Origin of the sequence: Mycobacterium rhizamassiliense (assembly GCF_900157375.1) — a bacterium.
Taxonomy (GTDB): Bacteria; Actinomycetota; Actinomycetes; order Mycobacteriales; family Mycobacteriaceae; genus Mycobacterium; species Mycobacterium rhizamassiliense.
The window spans coordinates 2,831,710-2,845,218 of record NZ_LT721901.1 but is presented as its reverse complement, the minus strand read 5'-3'; the positions used below and the strand labels follow the sequence as shown (position 1 = coordinate 2,845,218).

General features: G+C 65.7%; 13 protein-coding genes and 1 pseudogene. 3 read left to right on the top strand and 11 right to left on the bottom strand.

Annotated features, from left to right (window positions below; all coding sequences use genetic code 11):
* Positions 1-12 precede the first annotated feature (12 nt).
* Together MRAB57_RS14005 and MRAB57_RS28595 are read left to right on the top strand one after the other, a co-directional pair.
* Positions 13-984 carry an LLM class flavin-dependent oxidoreductase gene (locus MRAB57_RS14005; RefSeq protein WP_077079526.1) on the top strand — a complete coding sequence of 324 codons (972 nt, stop codon included), beginning with the start codon at positions 13-15 and terminating at the stop codon, positions 982-984.
* Between the two features lie 123 nt (positions 985-1,107).
* Positions 1,108-1,323: a hypothetical protein gene (locus MRAB57_RS28595; protein ID WP_131829132.1), complete on the top strand. Its 216-nt coding sequence runs from the start codon at positions 1,108-1,110 to the stop codon at positions 1,321-1,323.
* Between the two features lie 122 nt (positions 1,324-1,445).
* On the opposite strand, the gene MRAB57_RS14000 is transcribed toward MRAB57_RS28595, so the two are convergent.
* The 7 genes from MRAB57_RS14000 to MRAB57_RS13970 form a co-directional block, all read right to left on the bottom strand.
* On the bottom strand, positions 1,446-1,904 hold the full coding sequence (locus MRAB57_RS14000; protein WP_077079525.1) for a MaoC family dehydratase: 459 nt from the start codon (positions 1,902-1,904) through the stop codon (positions 1,446-1,448).
* 91 nt (positions 1,905-1,995) lie between these two features.
* Entirely contained in the window at positions 1,996-3,234 is a 1,239-nt protein-coding gene (locus MRAB57_RS13995) for an acetyl-CoA hydrolase/transferase C-terminal domain-containing protein (protein WP_083743409.1), read from the bottom strand.
* Between the two features lie 69 nt (positions 3,235-3,303).
* On the bottom strand, positions 3,304-4,494 hold the full coding sequence (locus MRAB57_RS13990; RefSeq protein ID WP_077087951.1) for a thiolase family protein: 1,191 nt from the start codon (positions 4,492-4,494) through the stop codon (positions 3,304-3,306).
* Between the two features lie 27 nt (positions 4,495-4,521).
* On the bottom strand, positions 4,522-5,670 hold the full coding sequence (locus MRAB57_RS13985) for a thiolase family protein (protein ID WP_077079523.1): 1,149 nt from the start codon (positions 5,668-5,670) through the stop codon (positions 4,522-4,524).
* Entirely contained in the window at positions 5,657-6,124 is a 468-nt protein-coding gene (locus MRAB57_RS13980; RefSeq protein ID WP_077079522.1) for a Zn-ribbon domain-containing OB-fold protein, read from the bottom strand. Before MRAB57_RS13980 ends, MRAB57_RS13985 begins: the two co-directional genes overlap by 14 nt.
* Before the next feature lie 194 nt (positions 6,125-6,318).
* A complete protein-coding gene (locus tag MRAB57_RS13975; RefSeq protein WP_077087950.1) occupies positions 6,319-7,281 on the bottom strand; it encodes a VOC family protein in 963 nt (320 codons plus the stop codon).
* Between the two features lie 2 nt (positions 7,282-7,283).
* Positions 7,284-8,495 carry a CaiB/BaiF CoA transferase family protein gene (locus MRAB57_RS13970; RefSeq protein ID WP_077087949.1) on the bottom strand — a complete coding sequence of 404 codons (1,212 nt, stop codon included), beginning with the start codon at positions 8,493-8,495 and terminating at the stop codon, positions 7,284-7,286.
* A 966-nt stretch (positions 8,496-9,461) separates the two neighbouring features.
* Between MRAB57_RS13970 and MRAB57_RS13965 the strand changes: the two genes are divergently transcribed.
* The gene (locus tag MRAB57_RS13965) at positions 9,462-10,052 is read left to right on the top strand and encodes a TetR family transcriptional regulator (RefSeq protein WP_077079519.1); all 591 of its coding nucleotides are present in this window, start codon (positions 9,462-9,464) and stop codon (positions 10,050-10,052) included.
* Between the two features lie 358 nt (positions 10,053-10,410).
* Here MRAB57_RS13965 and MRAB57_RS13960 read toward each other — a convergent pair.
* The 4 genes and pseudogenes from MRAB57_RS13960 to MRAB57_RS13945 all read right to left on the bottom strand — a co-directional run bounded on the left by MRAB57_RS13960 (position 10,411) and on the right by MRAB57_RS13945 (position 13,481).
* A pseudogene (locus MRAB57_RS13960) lies at positions 10,411-11,241 on the bottom strand (1-acyl-sn-glycerol-3-phosphate acyltransferase).
* 22 nt (positions 11,242-11,263) lie between these two features.
* Positions 11,264-12,040: an SDR family oxidoreductase gene (locus MRAB57_RS13955; RefSeq protein ID WP_425436538.1), complete on the bottom strand. Its 777-nt coding sequence runs from the start codon at positions 12,038-12,040 to the stop codon at positions 11,264-11,266.
* A gap of 35 nt (positions 12,041-12,075) precedes the next feature.
* The gene (locus tag MRAB57_RS13950; protein ID WP_083743408.1) at positions 12,076-12,333 is read right to left on the bottom strand and encodes a hypothetical protein; all 258 of its coding nucleotides are present in this window, start codon (positions 12,331-12,333) and stop codon (positions 12,076-12,078) included.
* On the bottom strand, positions 12,330-13,481 hold the full coding sequence (locus tag MRAB57_RS13945) for an amidohydrolase family protein (RefSeq protein ID WP_216823742.1): 1,152 nt from the start codon (positions 13,479-13,481) through the stop codon (positions 12,330-12,332). Before MRAB57_RS13945 ends, MRAB57_RS13950 begins: the two co-directional genes overlap by 4 nt.
* Positions 13,482-13,509: the final 28 nt, after the last annotated feature.

Genomic DNA, 13,509 nt, shown 5'->3' with positions numbered 1-13,509 from the left:
GCGGATTCGACGATGAAGGTCGGCGTGTACTTCGACATGCGCAACCCGCCCGCGTGGCGCCAGGACTGGAGTCGGCTCTACGGGTTCACGTTGGAGATGTGCCAAGAGGCCGACCACCTCGGCATCGACTCGGTGTGGACCAGTGAGCATCACTTGTTCGAGGACGGCTACCTCACACAGCCGTTGACGATGTTGGCGGCGATGGGCGCGGTCACCCGGAAGGTTCGGCTCGGCACCGCCGTTCTGCTTGCGCCGTTGCGCTCGGCGATTCAGATCGCCGAGGAGGCGACCATCGTTGACGTGATCTCCGGCGGACGGCTCGACCTCGGTCTCGGTGCGGGGTATCGCCATCCGGAGTACGAACTGTTCAGGGCGGACATCTCCCGGCGTTACACTACGACTGACCGCCGGGTCACAGAGTTGCGTGAGATCTTCTCTGATGACCGGCATGTGCCTGCGCCGGTCCACGGTCACATCCCGATCTATCTCGGCTACCAGGGACCGAAAGGGGCCAGACGAGCCGGGAAACTCGGTGCCGGTCTGCTAAGCGCGAACGGCGCTCTGTGGACTCACTACCGAGAGGGACTCGCCGCGGGTGGTCACGATGCGTCGGTGGGTCGCATGAAGGGCTCCTTCTCGGGTTGGGTAACCGAGGACCCCGAGGCCGACTGGCCCGTGGTGAAGGAACACCTGCGGTATCAGCTCGACTCCTACCGGCGGTACATGGTCGAGGACACCGACATGCCCCTCCCCCGTCCGGTCGACCCCGACCGCATCCGCAGCGAATCGGACTTGGGCAGGGTGCTCGGGGCGTTCGTCCACAACACCCCCGAGGTCGTCGCCGAGTCGGTGCAAACTTATGTCGACGACGCACCTGTCGAGGAGATCTTCCTGTGGTCATCCATCGCAGGAATGCCAGAGCAGTTGGTGGCGGATCACATCCGACTGATCGCCACCAAACTCAAACCGCTTCTCGCTCGATAGGCACCACAGCGAGGAGACCGACCGTGCGCCAGAACCCGCCGGCGACCACGAGCCAGCCACCGATCGCCGAGCACTCCTGCGACGAACCCACTGCGACCCGCACAGCAAAGTTGCTCGCGGCAGATGCCTCGCCAGCGGCGCTGCTGCGACAGGTTCGACCCCGTCGACGATGCCGGCTGGCGCAGAATGATCTGCCACGCCCAGGTGCCCACCATCGCGGATATCACCAAGAAGAAGCCCGCCGATCGGGTCGGCTGTGATGGTCGCTCGCTACCTGTCGGCCAGAAGTGGTTCCCGACCGAATTTCACGTTCGGTCCGCGATCGCGAGTCCGGCGTGAGCAGGACGATCAAGTCTGAACCCCCGGTCGCGAGACGGCGCCCGCTCCTCGGCGCGGGGGTCCGGGTGCCGATCGCTGCCGATGGTGTCTGGCTCTGCTCCGTGCGTCGATGCGGAGCCCGCTCAGAACACGTACCGTGCGATCAGGTCGGCGACTGCGGCTGGCTTGTCAGATCCGTCGATCTCGATGGTGTGGCGCACGGTCAGGTTCACGACGTTGTCGGCCACTTTGGCGGCGTCGATCAGTTCGGAGCGAATGCGGATCCGACTGCCCGCAGTGACCGCGGCAATGAAACGGACCTTGTTCAGCCCATAGTTGACACCCATCTTCGCGTTCTGAACGACGTAGTTGTCCTTGCTCAACTTCGGGATCAACGACAGGAGCAGGAAGCCATGCGCGACCGTGGCGCCGTAAGGACTGTCCGATGCTGCGCGGTCCGCATCGACGTGTATCCACTGGTGATCTTCGGTGACGTCGGCGAAGGTGTCGATGCGCGCCTGATCAATCTCCTTCCAGCTGCTCACTCCGAGTTCGTGGCCCACCAGTCGCATCGCATCGTCGATGGACGCGATCACCTTCATGGGTGCATCTTCTCTCTCCTCTACGCGACGCGCGCTCTCGCGTGCCGATGGTCCGGTATGGTCGGGCCCCGCTTCGAGGCTCCCGAATCTGCTAGCGCGCGAACAGTTCAGTGATCAGCGTGCGTCGCTGCGCCCAGTCCGCTAAACGCACGTCGGCGCAACCCTTGTCGGTCACGATGATGTCGACGTCGAAAGCCGGGGTCGACGCTGGCCGGCTCAACTGATCCACCAACGGTGACTGCCCGTTGAAGGTGGACGGGACGGCGATGATGGACAGACCGCCGCGGCTCAGTCGGCCTGCCCGGCAGTAGTCGGGGTGCCCGCCGATGCCGCCGACGACCTTGTCGCCCACCCCTTCGACATTGACCTGCCCAGCGGGGTCGATTTCGATCGCGGTGTTGACCGTGACAAGGGGCTCGCCGTGGCTGAGGCGGGTCAGGTCGTGGGTGTGCGCGACGCCCCGCAGGATGGGGCGGCCGTCGGCCCAGTCGTAGAGGACGTCGCTGCCTAGCAGATAGGTGGCCGAGGGTTGACCGACAAGCAGGCCGCGGCGGTCGAGATCGACCACGGCGTCGGTGAGCAGGCCGGTGTCTAGGCGCAGCGGAACTCGTGCGCGATGGAGCAGCGCGGTGCCCAGCTGGCCCGGCCCATACTGCAGCCGGGCTCCCGCGGACACGAATCTGAGCACCTCATCGGCGAGCGCGTCGTGCACCGGTTCGGGCTCCTTCTGCAGGAACTGAAAGGGGCCATCGCAACTGCGTCCGATGATGCGCACCTGATCGGGATTCAGCGGTGACTCGGCGCTGGCGGCCGGGGCGGTGCTGTCGATGACCGCCAACACCGGGATGCCCGCGTCGATGAGCTCTCGCTGCCAGGACACCTCGGTGCTAAACAGGAGCTGGTCGCCGCGCTGCACCAGCCGGGTGATCAACACGTCGGGCCGCAACGGCCCGAGCAGCAGCGCCGGCTGAGCGGCGAGGCTGGTGGGCAGGAATCGTGCTGACGGGCTGCGCAGCACGGCTCGCACACCCCAACCCGGCATCAACGCCACCACCTCGGCGAATACATCCGACTCGAGGCCGTCCAAGGGCGCGGTCAGCCAACTGAGCACCAACCGTATCCCGCCGATATCGCGTGCCACTGCGCTTAGCGCCGCACCGAAAGCGGTGCCGTCGCCCACTGTGCGCAGCTGACCGACCCCATCGCCGACGGCAACCGTGAAACCAGCACCAGCCGCCCGTGAGCTTGCTGCTTCATTCAGCTCCGTGCGCAGTGCCGCGGCGAAGTCGCCGCGGCCATGGGTCAGCGTCACCGTGGCGCCGTCCGACATGCGAGAGTCTGCCCGCCGATGGTGGTCATGGAAGGTCTCGTCGTATTTGTGTGCGGGGCATAGGTCGCGTCAGGCCACCTCGATCACCATGGCTGCACCCATTCCACCGCCGGCGCACATCGACAGGACGCCGATGCCGCCGCCGCGGCGGCGCAACTCATAGATCGCCGAGGTGACCATGCGGGCCCCGGTCGCGGCGATCGGGTGGCCCAGACTGATGCCCGAGCCGTAGACGTTGACGATGTCTTCATCTAGACCCAGTTCGCGGGCGCATGCCACGGCTTGGGCGGCGAACGCCTCGTTGATCTCGAACAGTGCCACGTCCTCGATCTTTCGCCCGGCCAGCTCCAGCGCCTTGGGGATCGCCGTGATCGGCGCGCTCCCGGTGCGGTTGGGCGCCACCCCGACCGCGCTCCAGGACAGCACGCTGGCCAGGACATCGTTGCGCGTCGTCGGCGCAGCCAGTGCCACGACGGCGGCCGCGTCGTTGATGCCTGAGGAGTTGCCGGCCGTCACGGTGAAGCCCTCGATCTCGGGGTGTAGCACCTTTAGGGCAGCCAGCGTCTCCAGGGTGCTGCCGCGACGGGGGTGCTCGTCCTGGGCGAAGGTCGTGGTGCTGCCGTCGGCCTGCGGGACCTCGATCGGGACGATCTCCTCGACGAAGGCCCGTGCGTCGATGGCCGCGATGGCCCGCTGGTGGGAGCGCAGCGCCCACTGGTCTTGTGCTTCCCGCGAGATTCCGAACTGGACCGCGCAGTTCTGGGCCACCGTGATCGACATGTCCATTGCCGGCGCGTCCGGGGTCGGTGGGTGGGAAAAGGAGAACCACGGGTCGACCCAGTCGTCGGCGTCTCTGCCGGCGGTGAACGGCTTGCGCTTGCGCGACATCGGTGCGGTCGAGGCTGATTCAGCTCCGCCGGCCAGGATCGCCCGGCTCATTCCCGCGGCGATCTGCCCGGCGGCGACCGCGATCGCGGTGAGGCTCGATGCGCACTGACGGTTGAGCGCGAGCCCCGGCAGCTCGGTCAATCCGAGATCGACCGCGACGTAACGGGCGATGTCACCGCCGCCCTGCATGACCTCGGCCAGGATCAGGTCCTCGAAGTCGGCGGCGTCCACACCGGACCGATCGATGGCCGCGGCCACGACCGGCTTGGCGAGATCCTTGGACTCAACGTTGGCCAGCGTGCCCCTGCGGGCGGTGCCGATCGCGGTGCGCGCGGCAGCGATGATCGCTGCGCGGCTGGTGGTTACGGCCATTTTCGGACTCCCATGGTTGTGTGTGGGTCAGGTTGACAAGATGGTGACCGCGGCGGTGCCGGGGGCGCCGTAAAGCTGCGCATATCCGACCCGCGGCGCGTGCACCTGGCGCGCGCCCGCACGCCCGCGCAACTGGGTGACCAGTTCGAATATTTGGCGCAACCCCGACGCGCCAACGGGTTCGCCGTTGGCCAGCAGGCCGCCGTCGGTGTTGACGGGCAGGCGGCCAGTGATCTCGGTCTCGCCCGCCGCGATCAGCTTCTCCTGATCACCGTCAGCGCAAAAGCCGTTCTCGGCCAGATGGATGACCTCGGAGCCGGCGTCGGTGTCCTGCAGCTGGATCACGTCCACGTCCTCGGGACCGATCCCGGCTTCCTCGAAGGCAGCCCGGGCCGCGAAGACCGTGGGACTGGGCGCCGGTGTGAGTGAGATGGACGGGCTCAGAACTTCCAGCGCGCCCGCACGCCGGGAGAACAGCTGGGAAGCCCGCAGGTAAATGGGGTGCTTGGTGTACTTGTGGGCTTGGTCAGCCCGGCACAGCACTGCGGCCGCCGCACCCTCGTCGGGTCCGCAGTACATGTACTGGCGCAGTGGATAATTCAAGATGGGCGATGCCAGGATCTCCTGTTCACCGATAGGTGTGCGCCGCCAGGCCGTGGGGTTGGCCGCGCCGTTGCGGAAGGCTTTGGCCGCAACCCGTGCCAGGGTTTCGTGGCTGATCCCGTAGTCGTGCATGTAGCGGTTGATCTTCATTCCGAAGAAGTGGGTGGTCAAGAACAGTCCCGCTTGGCCGTACCAATCCGGTAGCCCGGATACCGAGGGGTGGTCGGAGAACGCTCCGCGGGGATGTTTGTCGAGGCCGATCGCGATCGTCAGGTCGTGGTCTCCGACGCGGATTGCGTTGGCTGCCATGGCCAGTGACGTGCCCCCGGTGGCGCATCCGGTGAACACTGCACGCGCGGGTATGCCGGTCATGCCGAGCAGCGCGGTGATGGCCTCAGGGTTCTTGACCTCCATGCTGCCGGCGTAGAGCGCCTGAATGTCCGTCCACGCCACACCGGCATCGACGAGTGCGTCATAGACGGCCTCTTCGCCCATCTCCAGGGCAGACTTGCCGGGGTAGCGGCCGAACGGGTGTAGGCCCACCCCGACGATTGCGACGTCACTTGCGGCCATCGGTGTCCCCTTCCGCTGCGTCGTCGCCGTCGGCGGGCGCGAACGCGAAGATCATCGTTTGATCGCCGTCGGCGTTCTTGCCCAACGGCACGATTCGAAGCTCCATCGGCTGACCGATTCTCAGCTTCTCGGGGTCGCTCTCGGTGAGCCGGGCTTCCACCCGCAACGCTCCGGGAAGCTCCACATAGCCGATCGCGAACGGCGTGAAAGTCGTCGCGTCGTCATCACCGGCATACGGCGGCGCCGGAGGCCGGAATTGCTGGGTGGTGAACGTCCATAGCGTGCCGCGCCGCGGTAGCTCCACCGGCTCGAGCGTTTCGCGTCGGGTGCCGATAATGCGGTGTGAGCGATAGGGGAAGACGATCTGTCCGTCGGAGGATCGCCCGCCGATCAGAGCGGGATCCTCTGATGGCCAGGTGAACAATCCTTCAGCCAGCGGAACCTGTTGGTTCACAGTGAATATCCTCTCGGTGCAGTTCGGGAAGCAAGCTCGATGTTGTGATCGGCATGAACGTCAGGCTGGGTGGCTGTGTGCGGTTGAACGTTCCACGGCATCGGAGGCGCGGTGTGCGTTCCCACCCGCCACGGCGGGTGAAGGGCGTCGTCGGGTCGGATAGGCCGGTCATGTCAGGACTCTCCACGCGGGCATCACCGCGACGGTGCTGGTGTGAAGAATGACAGGGGGCGTTCGACGAATTCAAACAACACCCCGTCCGGCGAGTGCAGGAAGGCGACGTAGAGTCCGTCGATCTTGGTGCCTGGCAGCGGACACCACACCGGATCACCTTGCACGGCAATCCAATCCGGAAGCAGAGCCAGTGCGCGTGCGACGTTCTCCACCCGCAGCGCGCAGCGGTAGAGTCCTTGGCTGTTGCCGCCGTCGGCCCTCGGATGCCGGGCAGTGTCTGGATGCTCGACCACGGTAAGGGTGAACTGTGCGCCGTCCTCCGGCAGGGCCAGCCGTGCCGCCACACAGTCCACGGTCTCCGCAGTGCCGCCGGGGGCGAGCTGTTCGCCTGAGACGGGGACCCGCTTGGGTCCGTCGATGACGGCGAAGCCGATCTCGGTGAGGAAGGCGACGGTCGCCGTGGCGTCGATGGCTGCGATGCGGATGCCGCCGAACAGCGCACCCTGGTGGGGGTCGGCGTCCGGCGGCGTCTGGGTGAGCTCGATCACCGCACCGTCGGGATCCAGGGCGAGCACCGACTTGCTGCCCGAGATGAGACCGTCGATGGGGTCGGAGACCCGTACTCCGGCGGCGCGCAGGTCCGTGGTGATAGCGGCGAGATCGGTGACGGTCAGCAGCGTGGAGCGGATGCCGGGTCGCACCGGATCGGTGTTGGTGTCGCGCTGCAGCGGTGGGGTGCTCCACTCGATGGCTTCTAAGGCGCAGCTGCGGCGGCCCCCGCGATCGTCGTAGAGGAACGCGGTCTCGGTGTAGGTCTGGCCGTCCAGGCCCATGATGCTGCCGTCGCCGGGCACCTGGGGATCGGTCCGCATCCGTGTGGTCAGTCCGAGTACGCCGCCGTAGAGTTTCTCGGTGGACTGCACCGAGGCGCAGTTGAGGTTGACGTGTAGGAATCGGCGCGCGAGACCCTCGGAGATCGGCATTGCTACAGCACCACCGAGTTGATCTTGAATTCGATGATCTCGTCCTCGCTGAATCCCAGCTCGGCCAGCACGGCGTCGGTGTGCTCACCGTGTGCAGGCGCGCGCGTGAGGTCCAGTGGTATCTCGTTGAACTGGGCGGGGCTTGCCGCCAGCGCGAACTCGTTGGACTTGGCGTCGGTGACCCGCGGCAGGTACCCGTTGGCGATCACCTGCGGATCGCTGTGCACCTCGTGGGCGGTGCGCATGACGTCCCACACGCCGTCGAACCCGGCGAACGCCTTCTCCCAGTGCGCAAGGCTCTCCGACGCGAAGCTGGCCCGCAGTTCGGCGATGCACTGCTTGCGGTTGCCGAACCGCACCGTGGCATTGGCGAAGCGTTCGTCGTCGATCAGGTCGGTGCGGCCCAGCCGGGTGCAGAAGTCCGACCAGAATCGGTCGGCCTGTAGCAGCACGAAGGCGATGAACCGGTTGTCGCCGGTCTTGTAGATGCCCGCCACCGGGTTGGGCATCTCGTCGAGGTTGAACTTTGGGATGTCCTGACCGGTGACGCCTGATCCGACGATGTCGGGGCCCAACTGCCAGATTGCGGCGTTGAGCAGGGAGACGTCGACGACCGATGGCTCACCGGTGCGTTCGCGTTTCACCAGGGCTGCGGCAATGCCGGCCGCGAGCGCCAGTCCACCGTAGGAGTCACCGAAGCCCGGTCGCTGAATCGGAGGATAGGAGCCGGTGCCGTCGGAGTACGCATCGCCGATGCCGCCGCGCGCCCAGTACGCCGCCAGGTCGAAACCGCCCTGGGCGGACAGTTCGCCCTTGGTGCCGTAGCCGTGGCCGCGCGCGTAGATGATCTTCGGGTTGCGGGCGCGGATCTGGTCGACGTCGATGCCCATCCGCTGTCGGGAGTCGGGCAGCAGGTTGGTGATGAAGACGTCGGCGGTTTCGAGCAGCGTCATCAGCAGCTCGAGGCCTTCGGGGGTGGAGGTGTCCAACCCGACGCTGCGCTTGCCGCGGTTGGGCTGCTCGACGAAGTGGTTCACTTCCCCCGCGCCGGTGACGATCCCCGAACTGATCAGCCCGCGCTGCGGGTCGCCCGTCTCAGGATGCTCGACCTTGATGACGTCGGCACCCCAGTCGGCAAGCACCGCGCCGGCCGCGGGGACGAACGTCCACGCGGCCAGCTCGACCACGCGGATCCCGCTCAACACGTCAGTCATGCGTCCATCGGTTCATCTGTTGAGTGCTGGCGGCCGGCGTCAGTCGAGTAGTAATGCGATCAGCCTGTGGATGTGGCATGGACGCCCCCATCACTCGCGGTTCGCGCGCTCGGCGAAGCTCCGGTCAGCACAGTCACCCGGGCATCGTAACCCGCTTGTTGACGTTTTTGTCAACTGACGAGTCGTGATGGGCGTATGCCTTTTACGCGCCGGGTATATAGCCACTTCAGCGATGCTAAAGCGAGATCTTGACAATATTGTCAACCAGTGCTGAGCTGGGTCCGACGCCGTTCATCTCCACGATCAGCCATGGCGCCAGGCTGTGTGAGCCGCGGTCCGATCCATTCAGGGGGCCCTCCCCGGCGCGGAGGGATCGCCGTGCCGTCCAGGTGGACTTCGTTCGTGTTGTCCTGCTGTGCGGTGCGCGATCGCCATCATCCTCCTTGCTCCGCATCGCCCTGGCGTCCTTCGGCAACACGCGGCCCGTGGTTTTCGTCCTTGGTGGTGACCCTGGGCGAACGGCACCAGGACGTCGACGCGCGGCGCGTCTTCGATGAAGGCCACCATGAGAACTGTGCGACGGGCTTTACGAACGCCGGCGAGGTCACTCCCGTGCCAAGATCGGCTACGGGGCGCACTCCATCGTGGCGGTCTCATCGCTCAGATCGCTTGCTGCTGAACGTGATTCTGTCTCGCTCGCCCCTTTGTGGGGCTGAGGAACGACCCCCCGAAAGCAGCGTGACCGAGTGTGGTTCGGCGGATCTGCGGAGGTGCGTGGTTGCCGTTCCGCCGGGTTCGGCGATGCGACCAGAATCGCCTGCATGCGCCAGCCGAGGCCTGAATTGGACTTTGGCAATACACTGTCATAGTTAGCGCTGTAGCCTCGGCGCGGCCGCGGGTGTCAACGATGGGCCGATGCCATGGTTGTCGCTGTCGGGACATCGGAGACAGTCGAGGAGGTGGCGGATGGCACGGGGCGATCGTTCACCGCGTGACGAGCATGCTGATCGGACGCGGAATGCGCTGCTGGAGGCGGCCCTGAACTTGTTCAGCGCCAACGGTTACGACGAGACCACCACCGATCAGATCGCCGAGGGCGCGGGCGTTTCCCCGCGGACCTTCTACCGGTACTTCCCCGGCAAGGAGTCGGTGCTGTTCTTCGGTGAGTACGACTTCATCGACGCCGTCAGCGGGGTCTACCTCGCGCAGCCCGAGGAGCTATCCGACTTCGAGGCGCTGGCAAGCTCGTTTGCGTTGCTTGCGCCGGGGCTCAAGCGCATTCGCACGCGCATCGCGCAGTACCACGAAGCGGTCGCGTCATCGCTCGTGCTGCTGGGCCGGGAGCGTAGCAATCACGAGGCCAACGCGACGACAGTGGCGAAGGTGATCGCCGAACGGCGACATCTGCCGACACCCGATGACGAGTGCCGACTGCTGGCGGCCGTCGGGATGCTGTTGGTCGAACGTGCCCTCAATCAATGGTTGTCGACACCGGGCCGCGCTCTCGACGATCTGATCCGCCAGGAGTTCGCGGCGCTGCCCGCGGTACTGAAGTAACGGCCCCGCTACCCCCGACGGTCGTCGAAGCATGTGCCGTCGGGGCCACGCCCGCCGGTTGTCCGGCCCTGAACTCGACCTTTCAGAACGACCCGCGGTCTGTTGCGCAAAGCTGAAGTTTGGCACCGCTCTGCCGGATCCTTGACTACACATGCAGCCGGGATTGACTGCACCCGGCACGATACACATCGCATCACGTAATGCTCGGGCGGCTTCCAGCGGACGTGTGACCTGTGGCGGCGCGGGCCCGTGACTGATCCGGCTGGCGGCCACTCATGCCTCGGCGAAGCGGGTTGTTGCGGCACGCCTGGGTCAAGCAGTGCGCCCGTAGGGTCCCGTAGCTGGTGCCCGGTGCCTATCAGCCCAGCATCGGGAACCGGCGCTCGTCGGCCAGCCTGTCAAGAGCCTGTTGCATGACGTGGCGGACGTGGGCGTCGACCTGGTCGATGTCGGGATCCGCGCCGAACTGGGCGAGGATGTCGATCGGCTCTAGGACCTGGGTGACGACCTTCGTGGGCAGTGGCACATTGACCGGCAACATGATGCTCAGTCCGAAGGGGGAAGCCGAACGAGATGGGCAGGTTCTTCAGCCGCAGCTTATCGAGCCCGAGCAGTTTTGCCAGCCCTTCGCCGCGGGACAGGCAGAGCTGGTTTTCCTGCCCGCCGATGGATACCGCGGGGACGATGGGCACTTCGACGTTTAGCGCGGCTTTACGTAACCGGTTCGACCATTGAAGTCGATGATGTTCGCTGACCGGGTGGATCGGTAGACGTCGTAGTCGCCGCCGGGGAACACCACGACCACCCCGCCCGAACGCAGCGCCGCACCGGCGTTGTCGCGATTGGCGCGGATGAAGCCCGTCTTGGACAAGATGTCGCCGGCCGGGCCGGTCACGAGGATGTCGTGACTGAGTGTGTAAACGGGCCGGTCGTAGCCGAACCTGTCGTAGAAACCGGTCGCGAACACCGGCATGTCCAGCGCGAACAACCCACCCGAGTGGTTGGACACCACTAGCGCCCCACCGGATGGAAAGGAATCCAGACCGCGCACCCGGGAACGGTGATACCCCTTGACGATCGGACGAATCCAGCCCAGCACCCGCTCGGTCAGCTGAGGATCCCACTTGGTGACCTCCGAGGACCCAGTGTCGCTCGAACTCACTTTCCCCCTTCGGTTTTCATGGATCATCGTCGCGGGTGGCGCCGGCGTACTACTTCGGGGTGAAGCGCTGCGCGCCGTCGAGCCGCAAGACCTCGCCGTTGACGTAACCGTTGATCAGCAGAAACGTGGCCGCATCGGCGAATTCCGCGGGGGATCCGAGCCGCTTCGGGAATGGCACGTTCGCAGTGAACTTGGCGATGGCCTCTTCGCCGACCGATTCCATGATCGGAGTCTTCATCGTTCCCGGCGCGATGGTGTTGACCCGGATGCCCACCGAACTCAGATCCCTGGCGGCCGCGATGGTCAACCCGATGACTCCGGCCTTGGCCGCAGCATAGGCGGTCTGCCCGATCTGGCCCTCGTAGCCCGCGATCGATGCGGTCAGCACCAGCGCGCCCCGTTCACCACTTTCCCGGGGTTCGGCCGCGGCGATCGAGGCGGCTACCAACCGGGCCACGTTATAGGTGCCGTTGAGGTAGAGGTCGATCGTCTTCGTGAAGCCACTGAAGTCGGCGGGGCTCCCATCACGCTGTACGATCCGTTGGGCGACACCGAAACCGCCGTGCGCGACGACCGCGTAGCGCAGCTGGCCGAGCTGGTTGGCCTGCTCGACGGCGCCCAGGATGCTGTCCTCGCTCGTCACGTCAGTGCTCACGAACGCGGCCCGGCTGCCCAACTCGTCAGCCAACGCCTTGCCCTTGTCGGTGGCGAGATCGGCAATCACCACACCCAGCCCGTCGGCGTGCAGCCGGCGAACCGTCGCCTCGCCCAGACCGCCGGCGCCGCCGCTGACGATCGCCGAGGCACCTTCGAATTGCTGCACCATCACCATTACCTACTCCTTGGCTCCGGACGGACTAACTAGCCGTCGAGGTAGTCGTTGTATTCGTCGCGGACTGACTCCATCGCGTTGAGGCGACGGGCCAGCAGGATGATCTCTGCGTCGATCTGGGCAGGATCGCCCGAGCTAGCCTTCACTTCGTTGAGCCGAGCCCGGGTGCGACCGATCTCCCCGACGAGGCGCTCGCGGGCCTCGTCCTTGGTCAGGAGATCCTGGTCGGTCCAGTCCGACCGAGGAAGCTGCTCAACCCGCTCCACGTCGTCGCCGGCGGAGGTCACGCCGCCCGCGGAAAGTTGTAGAACTCCCGGGCATTGAGCTCGACGATCTTGTGGGCTTCGTCGTCGGGCACGTCCTTGAGGGCCTGCGCGGCCCGGGCGCGGCTCTGCGGCCAGAACGAATCCGAGTGTGGGTAGTCGCATTCCCAGGTGATCTGGTCGACGCCGATGTGGTGGCGGATCTCCATGCCGAAATCGTCCTCGATGAAGCAGCCGTGGAAGTGCTTCTTCCATAGGTAGCTCGGCGGATGGTCCTGGTTGACGTTGTTGTAGAAGCGGTGTTTGCGCCACACGCTGTCGGCGCGCTCCAAGATGTAGGGAATCCACCCGACGCCGCCCTCACTCAAGCCGATCTTCAGCTGGGGATGCCGGTAGAGCGTGTGGCTGAACAACCAGTCGGTCAGTGCGGTCATCGACATGGTGCCCATCAGCGTGACGAACACGGCGAACGGTGCGTCCGGAGCAATCGGCGGTGGGAAGCCACCGGAACCGAAGTGCTGAGCCAGCACCAGGCCGGTGTCCTCCATCGCCGAGAGCAGCGGGTCCCAGTGATCGGAATGCACTGACGGCAATCCCAGCTTGTCGGGCAGGTCGGGGAAGGTAACGCACTTGGCGCCCTTGGCCGCGACGCGGTGGATTTCCTTGACGCTGGCCTCGACGTCCCAGAACGGCAGCATCGCAACCGCGACGAACCGGTCGGGTGCGGTGGCGGCCCACTCGTCGAGGTGGAAGTCGTTCCACGCTGCCGAGCACAGCCGTGCTAACTCTTTGTCCTCGCCCTCGTGGAACACCGCGCCCGCGAACCGCGGGAATGACGGGAAACAGGTCATCGCTTGCACGCCGTCGATGTCCATGTCGGCGACCCGGGCCTTGGGGTCATAGCAACCGGGGATCATGTCGTCGTAGCGCACCGGTTCGATGCCGTACTCCTCGGGTTTCTTGCCCGCGACCGCGTTAAGCCCGATGTAGGGGTAGATCCGGCCCTCGTACTCCCAGACCTGACACATCGCGCCGGTGTCGGGGCGCTCCCACTCGATGATCTTGGGACCCGCCTCCAAGTATTTGGTGGGCAGTCGATCACTCCACACCTTCGGGTGCTCAATCAGGTGATCGTCGACGGAGATCAATTCCATCCAGGGCTGCAGCGGCACGGGTGCCTCCTTTGTCGGGGTGTCTAGA

What these genes read in the sequence shown, in the direction of transcription:
- MRAB57_RS13985 (WP_077079523.1), bottom strand. Translation starts at nt 5,670, where the DNA reads ATGGCCGCAAGTGACGTCGCAATCGTCGGGGTGGGCCTACACCCGTTC.
- MRAB57_RS14000 (WP_077079525.1), bottom strand. Translation starts at nt 1,904, where the DNA reads ATGAAGGTGATCGCGTCCATCGACGATGCGATGCGACTGGTGGGCCAC.
- MRAB57_RS13965 (WP_077079519.1), top strand. Translation starts at nt 9,462, where the DNA reads ATGGCACGGGGCGATCGTTCACCGCGTGACGAGCATGCTGATCGGACG.
- MRAB57_RS14005 (WP_077079526.1), top strand. Translation starts at nt 13, where the DNA reads ATGAAGGTCGGCGTGTACTTCGACATGCGCAACCCGCCCGCGTGGCGC.
- MRAB57_RS13990 (WP_077087951.1), bottom strand. Translation starts at nt 4,494, where the DNA reads ATGGCCGTAACCACCAGCCGCGCAGCGATCATCGCTGCCGCGCGCACC.
- MRAB57_RS13970 (WP_077087949.1), bottom strand. Translation starts at nt 8,495, where the DNA reads ATGACTGACGTGTTGAGCGGGATCCGCGTGGTCGAGCTGGCCGCGTGG.
- MRAB57_RS13955 (WP_425436538.1), bottom strand. Translation starts at nt 12,040, where the DNA reads ATGGTGCAGCAATTCGAAGGTGCCTCGGCGATCGTCAGCGGCGGCGCC.
- MRAB57_RS13995 (WP_083743409.1), bottom strand. Translation starts at nt 3,234, where the DNA reads ATGTCGGACGGCGCCACGGTGACGCTGACCCATGGCCGCGGCGACTTC.
- MRAB57_RS28595 (WP_131829132.1), top strand. Translation starts at nt 1,108, where the DNA reads ATGCCTCGCCAGCGGCGCTGCTGCGACAGGTTCGACCCCGTCGACGAT.
- MRAB57_RS13975 (WP_077087950.1), bottom strand. Translation starts at nt 7,281, where the DNA reads ATGCCGATCTCCGAGGGTCTCGCGCGCCGATTCCTACACGTCAACCTC.